Genomic DNA, 12,474 nt, shown 5'->3' on the forward strand with positions numbered 1-12,474 from the left:
TCACATTAAGACTGTCATAGTGCAAGGGAATATTAGGCCATCGATGAAAATTTCACGTCTGCTCAATCGCTACGTTAGTTCTGCACGAAAACACCAACAAAAGCGTCGTCGTTTTCGCTCTCAGGTCATGGAGGCACTTGAGCCGCGTCAATTGCTGACTGCGGATATATACTTCGATCTTTCTGACGCGAGAGACGCCCTCTTTGCCGCAGACCAAAGTTCAGCCTCGTCGATTGAGGGTGTCACTGTGCTGACACATGGTTTTACCTGGGGTAACGGTTCAGGCGACGACTCGAACTACCTTACTCCTATAGGTAGGGAAATCGTGAGCCAATACGGTGGATACCTAGTGGAGTATCAAGTTGCCGCGCCAGGCGTTAAGCCTACATTCAAGATCGAGCATTTTTCGGGCGTAGATGGGGACAATCTCGATGAAGTTGTTCTAGCATTTGATTGGCAAACTGAGTCAAGCCTTGATTCATCGGGTTGGGGCGAAGCCGCTGGTGATGCACTTTTCAGTACAATGGTTGGGCTTGGTCTGGTCAATCCAGAGGCGGCCAACGACTTGGACTACCACTTCATCGCACACAGTTTTGGAACTGCAGTAGCAAGCGAAGCGATCGAGCGTTTCGCTCGGTACGATGTTGCAGTTGACCACGTCACCTACCTTGATCCACATGATTTCGACGAGAATGGAATCCCGATCGACGGAAGCCAAGAACTTTGGACTCTGGCGGAACCATCTATTCCAACTGGGAACGAGGATTCGTACGGTGTTGCCGTTTGGGACAATGTCGGATTTGCGGATGTGTACTACCAAACTCGCAGCCTTCTCGAGAGACGTGCGTCTAGTCCAAATCCAAGTGGTGACTTCGCACTTCTATTGAGTGCGGGGGGCGCAGTTGTCGACAACACACTTGGCGTCGGTGTTCCAAGCGGGAGACCCGTACCCGGGGCCTATAACGTACATTTTGATGGGGACACGCTGGATAATATTTCAAATTCGTCGGGATTGGCAAGCCACGATCACGGACTGGTATGGGTGGGGTATCTCGACTCGGTTATCAATCCAACTGCGCCAGAATTTGCGAACTATGGGTATCAACTAAGTCGTCTGGCCAATCCTCAATCCACTCCGGCTCGTCCAGCAGTTTTAGGATCGAATGGCGCATTTTATTCAACATTGCAGGACCACTCGCACAGCTCTGACTTTCTATTTACTAATGGTCAGCCAAATAATTCGAATCTAAATTCCATTGGACTTGTGGCGAGTGATATTGACGCAGGTGGGTGGCAAACGCAAGTCATTCCTCTTGATGTGACGAACGGAGATTTTTCCCACGGTTCATATTTAGCGGATCTTTCTTCCAATGTGATCGCTCCTGGCTGGTCGCAACATGGTGGCGGTTTTGCCAGTGTGATAAGTGGTGAAGGAGTATTGAGTAATGCACAAGGCGGCATCGATACGCTTACTCACAATTTTCTCTATGTACCGAACGTCGCGAAGAGCCTTCGATTCAACCTGCGGAGTGTGGTTGGTGGCCAGACAATAAACGCATTGAATGATGCTCATACGATTACAGTATCGATGGCCAATGCCGCTGGCGACAGTCCTTTTATACTGGCTAATATCAAGCCGTCCGAATTAACATCGACCCATACCACATTCGAGTTTCCTATTCCCATCGAGCTTCGTGGGCAGATTGCGACGATAGGTTTTTCGCTTAGTGGCCCAAAACAGTTATTTAATAATTATCTTAGTGCCGGCCAGGTTCTGGTCGACAACGTATCGCTGTCATTGGTTGACTCGACTCCAGCGGCTCCTGATCTCGTTCCCGTGCGTTTGGCAACACGAACGCAGACGGTCGAAGTTGGCGGTTCTGTAAACGTTGCGTTAGAAGTTGCGAATTCTGGCGCAGCGACTGCTTCTGACTTCACTGTGCAACTAGTACTTAGCTCTGATCAGACCATTGATCTCACCGATTATCACGTTGGTCCGCTGCAATTAATGGAAGTACTGAGTAGTGGACACTCATTGTCTTTTGATCGGGAAATAACCATTGCTCTAGGGACTGTCATTCCTGATGGTGACTACTACCTAGGAGTCGTAGTCGATCCAAACAATGGCGATGTGAATGAATCAAACGAGGGGAACAATGCGCTTGTCGCCGACTCGATTGTTCGAGTTGGTTCGCCATCGGTTGCTCAGTTACCTGACCTTAGTTTCGTGTCGCTTAGTTCTCCGAATAGCGTGGTCGCAGGAGGCGTGCTGCCAGTCGACGTTACCTTTGAGAATAACGGGCTAGGTGAAGTTCCAGATTTCGACGTTGAGTTTGTGCTTTGGAACGAGTTTCAAACTATCGAATTGGCGTCATCAGTCGTATCAGCCAACAGCTTGTCGGCGATACACACTGAGCTGGCCATCCCTATCTCAACGCCGGCTTCTGATAGTTACATCCTGCAGGTCGTGGGTAACCCTAATCGAAATTTTGCCGAAACAACGTTCAGTAATAACGCCGGTACCGATCGTATTCAGGTTGTGTCGGCAGAACTTCCCAACTCCCCAGGCGTGGGGTTTCAGTACCCAATTGGAGATCCTGCCGTTGGGCTACCGAACCCGCATTCGTTTAACGCGAGCACAACGCTCGCAAATGGGAGTACAGTTCTCGGCCACCTTGGTGTCGACTACGGAGCCGCAATCGATACCCCCGTGAATGCAGTCGCTGATGGCACGGTTGCGTTTTCTGGTTATGCGGGGGCATCATGGGGAAACGTCGTCATAGTCAAGCACCAGACAACAAAATGGGGCTGGGACAAAGACGTTTACTCTTTCTATGCGCACGTGCAACCAGAAGTCACAAAATTTGACCAAGTTTCGCGCGGGCAGCGAATTGCAAGAGTTGGACCTACCGCTGTAAATAGCACCGGTCCGCATCTGCATTTCGAAATTCGAAGTGGACTCGACGCTGGTGCTGTCGCTGGACCTGGATACCACCATAACGCATTTACGCAGTCGGCAGCCAATAGCTATCAAGTTAACGGCTATGGAAATAGCATTACCTGGCATGATCCTGAAATTGTTCTTTCCTCCGCGCCTCTTACGGCGCCGCCAGTCCCGGATCGGATCGATCTTCGCCCTACGTATGTCAACGCATCGATAAGTGCTCAGGCGGGAAGCGACGTTCAGGTCTATACCGAAGTCACGAACGATGGCACAGCAGTCAGCGGATCCTATGACGTGACCTTCGTGCTGAGCACTAACCAGTATATTAGCTCCCGTGATATTCAACTAACTAGTGTAATTCGGGCGGGTGTTCAGGGCCGCAGCACGGATCGATTTACAAGTTCAATCACACTTCCCAGCAATCTGGATGTCGGAAAGCAATATTGGATCGGCGTGCTTGTCGACTCAGCCAATGATGTTATTGAATACGATGATGCCAATAACGATCTCGGTGATGCGACACCGCTAGTGATTCACGCCGGCGCGACCTCTACTGGTCCAGATATTGTTGGTGTTGGGTTGGAGTTGTCTCCAGCACTAAGTCAGTACCCATGGGGACAGCGGGTTAATCTTAAATACGACGTTCAGAATGTCGGGCTCGATGCAATGTCAACCTCGTCGGTTCGTTTCTTGCTCAGCAACCATCCCACATCACCAAGTTTTGAACACGAACTAGGAATACGTCCCCTAGCAGCTTTGCCCTCTGGAAGGATCGGTGGCGGAAACGCATCCTTTCAAATGCCATCAAGTGCTCCAATCGGCTATACAGGCGGAGCATTGTATGTGCGAATGATTGTTGACGCAGAAAACGATATAAGCGAGGCAAATGAAAACAACAACAAGCATGTTGGCGAAGGACATGATTGGATTCGGTTACCCCGGCCTTCATCATCGGATGGGCAGGGAGGTGACGGGCGATCAGACCTTAAGGGAGTTCAACTGACCGTCGATCCAGTCAGGAACTCATACGAATGGGGAGAAGCGATTGATGTACTGTTTGAATACACCAATGTCGGCGGCGTAACGACTCCAGATTTCAACTATCAGATCGTTTTGTCGGAGAATCGTGGGTTTAGCGAAAACGACTATGTTTTGGCGACACGAGGCGCGAGATTTCTTGCCCCCCAAGAAGACGGGATTGGTCGTGCTACAATTCGTCTTCCTAGCTCGCCACCTGCCGGATTCGACAGCGGGCTGCTCTTCGTTGGTGCGATTATCGACCCGCAGGGACGAGTTAATGAGATTTCGCGAGCCAACAATCGTGGGCTTGGTGAGGGCATCGACTACGCCGCAATTACAATCGTACCGCCTGTTCCAACCTCAAGCGTACCCGAGCCCGTCATTGGCGACTTCACTGCCACACCGAGCGGGCCTGTCGTTCGTGGTGAAAAAGTTTTCTTGACAGCGACGGACGTGCTTGATGACAACAACAATGTGAATGAAGTTGTCTTCCGTCTTGATACGAACAACAACGGCCTATGGGATGAAACAGATTTGTATCTAGCCCATGGTTCGCGCGTCGGTACGGTTGCAACGGCCGAAGTGCGCACGAACGCAAACTGGCCCAATGGACCTGTGACGGTGCTTGCACGAGCAACCGATGGACATGGATTGCACAGCGCGATCAGTTCTGCGTCCGTCAACATCCTGGGGCTTGCTCCTGGTCCATTTGCCGATGACGTGTACGAGAACAACGACACGCTTGAAACGGCATACAACCTTGGAGGCGGATCCAGTCATCAACTCGCCAATCTTGCGTTAGTAGAGGACGATCCAGACTTTTTCTTCGTCGACGTTCTTGGTAAGGCTCAGCAGATTCAAGCAACAATCACGTACACAAAGGAAGAGTATCAAGGTGCTGGTGTTCCTGTTGGGAACTTGACACTTGAACTCTATCGAGTGCTTCCGGACGGCACCTTTGATTCAGTTGACTTTTCCAACAATACGGGGACGCCTGGGCTTTCAACGGAGCAAGTGGCGAACACTGCAACCTCTCCCGGTGCTTCAGTGGCTGACGGGCGATATGTCGTCGCTGTACGCGGGGGAGGGTTAAACGAACGCAATCCAAACTATTCACTCGATATCCAGATCACACAGCATGCGAATTCTCCCGTTGCAGGACCTTTGGTTGCGTCGCATCAATCCCTGGTCCAAGGCCGCAATTTAGTATTGTCGATGAGCGGAATCACCAATATTAATGGCCAGGGGCTTGACGGAGTGCACTTCTACGCTGACTTCAATAAAGACGCGCAGATACAGTTTGCTACAGAGTATATCGGAACCGACTGGGCGGGGCTAAACAACAACGGTGAAGGTCCGAACGGGGAGTTCACTGTAACTGCCGACACGTCCGATTGGCCTCTAGGTGTCAATAATGTTTTTGCCTATGTCCAACCGAAGTTTGGTTTCACAAGTCTGGCTGAATACGTTTTTGTAAGCGTGCTTCCAAATAATCCGCCGACAATTCAATCTCTTACAGCGCCAGTCACCTCGATCCAGGGTGGTGTCGCAACTTTGACCGCAACAAATGTGAGCGACGATGATCCTTCGGCAGAGATAACCGATGTTAACTTTTTCCTTGATACAGATGACAATCAAGTACTCGATGCCAACGATTTGCCGCTTGGACCGGGTGTGCAGTCTGGAAATAATTGGTCGATTTCGACGTCCACGATTGCTTGGCCGTTAGGAATTGCAACTGTATTCGCAGTTGCCGCTGATGAACTTCAACTTGAGAGTACCCCTGCGTCAACAACGCTAGAGATCATCGCATCGGACAATGTTCAGCCGACGATCGGTTCGTTCGTCACGCCAGAGTTCGCCTTCAAAGGTGACACGCTGGTGCTATTGGCTTCCAATGTAACGGATCCGAATAATGATCCGTTGAACGTCGAGTTTTTCTGGGATTCGAACGCTAATAATTCGTTTGATAGTGAAGATGCGTTGCTTGGGGCAGGCGCGAAGTCAGGAATCGATTGGTCGATTAATGTTGATACTTCCTCGTTTATCAACGGACCTATTCGAGTCTTTGTTGAAGTATCCGACAATGGTATTCCTGCCTACTCGCACGTGTTGTCGGCCCAGGTCATGATTGTGGATGTGACCGGACCACAGATCATCTCGCAAATTCCGGTGACATCGGTGTTTGGATCAATTGACAGCGTTTCGGTTTTGTTCAATGAACCCATCGATGTCGATTCGTTTACGATCAGTGACATATCGTCGTTCACCGGTCCCGCCGGTGCGATCACAATCGATTCGCTTGTGCCGGTGCCCGGCAGTGACAACCAGGAATTTCGAGCTTCGTTTGCACGTCAAACAACGCCAGGCGCTTACTCGCTGACTATCAATCCCACTTTGCTTGATCTAGGTGGTAATGAGCTAGATCAAGACGCCGATGGCACGGCTGGTGAAGTCACCGAAGACGCATACGTGCTTTCGTTCGGTGTCGCGGCATCAGACCTGGTGTTCGAATGGGCAAATCAGTTTTCAGATCCGAGTATCGTTCGAGTGTACGACATCAAGGTGGATTCAGCCGACAATGTCATTGCTACGGGAGCATTCTTCGGGACAGTTGACTTTGATCCCGGCGTTGGCGTCATGAACTTGACCAGCAATGGCAGTTTCGATGCTTTTGTTGCCAAGTTTGATATGGATGGTGCACTTATTTGGGCACGCGCTGCGGGCGGATCGTCGTCGGATCTTGGTGCGGCTGTCACACTTGACAATGCCGGAAACATTTATGCGACGGGCGAATACCGGGGAACAGCTGACTTTGATTCTGGATCGGGCACGTTGAACCTGACAACTGCTACAGGGAATAATGGGTACGAGGACACTTATATTTGGAAACTCGATGCCAATGGCGGCATCTTTTGGGTGAAGTCTGTTGGTGGTCCTGATCGAGATCAGCCCTACGACATCGAAGTCAATGGTTCAAGCCTATACTTGACGGGAACATTTGCGGAAACGACGGATTTCGACCCTGGCTCAGGTACGAACAATTTGGTTGCAAACGTCAGTCCGAATCCTAACGCATCGGCAACGGATGCTTACTTGTTGAAGTTGGATCTGTCCGGCAATTTCGTGTGGGCACGTGCGATGGGTAGTCCCTTTGACGATGTGGCGTACGGTTTGACCATTGATTCCACTGGTTCGCTGTATACCGTCGGTGAGTACCAGGGTGCAGGTGACTTCGACCGGCTTACAGGTGGCGGCAACGTTACGTTCAGTGGAGCTATTGCTGCATTTGTTACGAAGCACTCTAGTTCCGGCGATTTGCAGTGGGTCAAGACAATTCAAAGCCACACGATCCGCGGACGTGCGATCGACGTCGACTTGAACGATGACATCTACATCGCTGGTGAACACTTCTATGCTAGCTTTGTCGGTGGCGGCGACTTTGATCCTGGACCAGGTACGGCGCAAGTGATCACGAGTGGCTTTGATGCATATGTTACCAAGTGGGATTCCAATGGTGGGTTCCAGTGGGTGACCTCTTTGGAAAACGCCGCATCTAGTGAGATCGCCCGGGAAGTGGTGATTGGGGATGACGGAGATGTCTACTTGGCAGGGAATTTCGTGGGTGACTCCATAGCCAAACTATCTAATACCGGGACGCTTGAGTGGACGAAAGGCTTCGCAGGAGGGGTTGAGCCGCAAGCGGTCGCGGTAACCAATTCTGATCGTGTGAACGTTGGTGGCTGGTTTAGTGGTACCGCAGATTTCGATCCTGATCCGGGCACGATCAATTTGACGAGCGCCGGTAACGAAGATGGATTCATCGTTCAGCTTCGAAAACCCGTGGTTGTGAATCAACCACCATCACTAGCTCTCCAGAATGTACTCACTACATTGCCCGAGAACGTAGACGTTAATAACCGAATCAAAGTCGCAGACATCGTCGTTAGCGATGATGGACTGGGAACGAACACGGTGAGCATTGGCGGAGCAAACGCATCGCTGTTCGAAGTCTTCGATGACGACTTGTACTTGAAAGCCGGAACGGCATTGGATTTCGAGACGGTTTCCTCACTTGGTGTTTCCGTATTGATTGATGACCCGACAGTTGGAATCACCCCTGACGACACCGAATTGATCTCAATCTTGATAACTGATGTCAATGAAGTTCCATCCATAGCATTGCAGAACACGGTCACCGCATTGTCCGAAACCCGTAGCACGAATAGCCCCATTCGCGTTGCAGATATCGTCATCGCGGACGATGCACTCGGAACCAATATATTGAGCTTATCTGGTACGGATTCGGCGTTGTTCGCTATTCAAGGCAATGTACTCGTTGTTAAGCCTGGTGCCATTCTTGATTTCGAGACAAACCCCGTACTTGAGGTGACTGTTTCAGTCGATGACATTAGCGTTGGCAACTCTCCTGACGCTAGCGTGTCAATTGTGGTCAATGTCACGGCAGAAGATGACGAAACTCCGACGATTTTAAATAATTCCGCAACGCTACCGGAGGGAGCGACACTAGGTATCAATGCCTCCCATCTCTCGGCCACGGACGTCGACTCCACTGATGCAACGTTGATCTTCACGCTCAAAGGCTTGCCAGCCAATGGACAGATCAAACGCGATGCAACCGTCCTGGCGGTCAATGACACATTCACGCAGCAGGACATCACCGACGGAAAGATCAGTTACCAGCACGATGACAGCGATACGATCGCCGACAGCCTTAATTTCACGGTCAAAGATCTGGCAGGCAATGAGACCGCCGTCCACACGTTCGCGATCATCATCACACCCGTGGATGATCAAGCACCTGCCGTGTCGTTCACTCGTTCGAATCCCTCCAGCGGCACAACTAATGCTAACACGTTGGTGTTCTTGGCTACGTTCAGCGAACCAGTCATCAACGTCGATGCGGCGGACTTCGTCGTCGCCGGAACCACGGGAACAGTAGGCGTGACGCAGGTCACCAGCAGCCAGTATGAAGTCACTGTTTCTGGTGGCGATTTGGCTGGCCTCAACGGACCCGTTGACCTGAATCTGGCTGCCGCTCCGATAATCTTCGACCTAGCTGGCAATGCATTGCCAAGTACACAACCGGCTACCGATGAGACCTACTTGGTTGACAACACCAACCCAGTCGTAACTTCATTCTCACGCAAGACACCTGAGACGTCTCCAACTAACGCCGCCACGCTCGTGTTCCTGGCCACTTTCAGTGAAGCCGTCACGGGTGTAGATGCGTCGGACTTCGCTGTCACCGGTACGACCGCAACAATTTCCGTTGGGGAAGTCACACCTAGCACCTACAATGTCACCGTTACTGGCGGTGATCTCGCAACCTTTACCGGCGTCGTTGGTCTAGATTTGAATGCACCGGTAATTCAGGATACCGCGGGGAATCTGCTAGCAATCGTCGAACCGTCCATTGACGAAACCTACTCGCATACTCAGTCGCGTACGATCTTTGGAATCATTGACGAATCGCAATCCGCACCAGGTTACACGCAAGTCGGCAGTTGGGGCCCGAAGGTTAGTACCGACTATTTAAATAGCTATCGATACAACGCGGCTGGAACTGGTACTGACAAGGCGATCTACACGTTCAATGTCGCACCTGGTGAGTACGACATCGCGACGCGCTGGAACATTCACGCCAATCGAGCTACCGATGCCCCCTATCGCATCTATGACGGCGCAACCTTGCTGGCTACCGTTCGCGTCAACCAAGAACTCCCGGCAGACGATTTTACTGCCGACAGTCTGAACTGGGAGAATCTAGGTACATTCGTGGTCTCAAGCGGTACGCTGAGAGTCGAGCTCGCTGACGATGCGAATGAGTACGTTATTGCTGATGCAGTGAGGATCGCGGGGACGCCGATCCCAGTTCCGGAAATCGGCGTGTCAGAAAGTGGCATCAACCTAGTGGATGGTGTCAGCAGTATTAACTTCGGCAGCGTTTTGATTGGCGGTAGCCCAGTCTCGAAGACCTTCACGATCTCCAATCAAGGTACCAGTAATCTGACGCTGGGGACGCTAACAGTTCCGACTGGCTATTCGATCACGACGCCGTTGTCCGCTTCAACCTTGGCTCCCGCCGCGACAGCAACATTTACAGTCTCACTGGACACATCCACTGGCGGAACTTTCAATGGTGAGATCTCGCTGGTAAACGATGACTACGATGAAGATCCATTCAACTTCGCCGTCAGTGGTTCAGTAACAACGGTACAGCGTACGATCTTTGACATCATTGACGAATCTCAATCGGCACCGGGGTACACCCAGGTTGGTAGCTGGGGAACCAACGTGGGTGCTAACTATCTAGGCAACTATAAATACAACACGGCTGGAACGGGTGCGGATAAAGCGATTTACACATTCGATGTTGTTCCTGGTGAATACGATATCGCGACGCGCTGGCACACTCACGCCAACCGAGCAACCGATGCACCTTATCGCATTTATGACGGTGCAAAATTGCTGGCCACCGTTCGCGTCAACCAAGAACTCCCCGCCGACGGCTTCACGGCGGACAGTCTGAACTGGGAGAATCTAGGTACATTCGTCATTCACAGCGGTACACTGAGAGTCGAACTCGCTGACGATGCGAATGAGTATGTCATCGCTGATGCTGTGAGAATCGCGGGTTCGCCGATCCCGGTTCCTGAAATCGCCGCTTCCGAAAGTGGCATCAACCTAGTGGCTGGGGTCAGCAGTATTGACTACGGCAGCGTTTTGATTGGCGGTAGCCCAGTCTCGAAGACGTTTACGATCTCCAACCAAGGTACCAGTAATCTGACGCTGGGGACGCTAACGGTTCCTTCGGGTTACTCGATCACATCGCCGTTGTCCGCTTCAACCTTGGCTCCGGCCGCGACAGCAACATTTACAGTCTCTCTGGACACATCCACTGGCGGAACTTTCAATGGTGAGATCTCGCTGGTCAACAATGACTATGATGAAGATCCATTCAACTTCGCCGTCAGTGGTTCAGTCACCACGGTACAGCGAACGATCTTTGGCATCATCGACGAATCTCAATCAGCACCTGGGTACACCCAGGTTGGTGGCTGGGGCGCCAACGTGGGTGCTAACTATCTAGGCAACTATAAATACAACACGGCTGGGACGGGTGCGGACAAAGCGATCTACACGTTCAATGTTGTTCCTGGTGAATACGATGTCGCGACGCGTTGGCACACTCACGCTAACCGTGCAACCAATTCACCCTATCGGATCTATGACGGCGCAACCTTGCTGGCCACCGTTCGCGTCAACCAAGAACTCCCGGCAGACGACTTTACCGCCGACAGTCTGAGCTGGGAGAATCTAGGTACATTTGTGTTCTTAAGCGGTACGCTGAGAGTCGAACTCGCTGACGATGCGAATGAGTACGTCATTGCTGATGCCGTGAGAATCGCGGGATCGCCGATCCCGGTTCCTGAAATCGCCGCTTCCGAAAGTGGCATCAACCTAGTGGATGGGGTCAGCAGTATTGACTTCGGCAGCGTTTTGATTGGCGGTAGCCCAGTCTCGAAGACCTTTACGATCTCCAACCAGGGTACCAGTAACCTGACGCTGGGGACGCTAACAGTTCCGACTGGCTATTCGATCACGACACCGTTGTCCGCTTCAATCCTGGCTCCCGCCGCGACAGCAATATTTACAGTCTCTCTGGATACATCCACTGGCGGAACTTTCAATGGTGAGATCTCGCTGGTCAACAACGACTATAATGAAAATCCATTCAACTTCACCGTCAGTGGTTCAGTAACCACGGTACATCGAACGATCTTTGACATCATTGACGAATCTCAATTGGCACCGGGGTACACCCAGGTTGGCAACTGGGGAACCAACGTGGGTGCTAACTATCTAGGCAACTATAAATACAACACGGCTGGGACGGGTGCGGACAAAGCGATCTACACGTTCAATGTTGTTCCTGGTGAATACGATGTCGCGACCCGCTGGCACACTCACGCCAACCGAGCGACTGATGCACCCTATCGCATTTACGACGGCGCGACCTTGCTGGCCACCGTTCGCGTCAACCAAGAGATCCCCGCAGACGACTTTACTGCCGACAGTCTGAACTGGGAGAAACTTGGCACATTCGTGGTCTTAAGCGGTACGCTGAGAATCGAACTAGCTGACGATGCGAACGAGTACGTCATTGCTGATGCAGTGAGGATCGCGGGCACGCCATCAAGCTTGCCATCCTTTCACTCCAGTGCCCTACTCGTTCCATTGAGTTCCGCACCTGACGATCGCAATTCAGCAGAGGTAGTTTTTGAAGATGAATTAATTCTCGAAGAATTGCTCGCACCGGCTGAGCAAAAGTCGCAAACGGTGGAGCTACTGACAGTGCTTCAGAGCGCCGGCGACGAACAGGAAGACGCAGCGGAGGAATCCGTGGATTTGCTCTTCTCTCAACGTGAGTTTCTTGAGTTGTTTTAGAGATGTAATCTGCGACGTGGTTTCAATTCAAGCACACT

General features: G+C 51.5%; 1 protein-coding gene. It reads left to right on the forward strand.

Annotation, left to right across the window (positions count from 1 at the left end; genetic code table 11):
- The first annotated feature begins 43 nt into the window (after nt 1-43).
- Complete coding sequence (locus tag SH528x_RS27385; protein ID WP_442506622.1) at nt 44-12,436, forward strand: golvesin C-terminal-like domain-containing protein; 12,393 nt, start codon at nt 44-46, stop codon at nt 12,434-12,436.
- The last annotated feature ends 38 nt before the right edge of the window (nt 12,437-12,474 follow it).

It is taken from the genome of Novipirellula methanifontis (genome assembly GCF_052161655.1).
Taxonomy (GTDB): Bacteria; Planctomycetota; Planctomycetia; order Pirellulales; family Pirellulaceae; genus Novipirellula.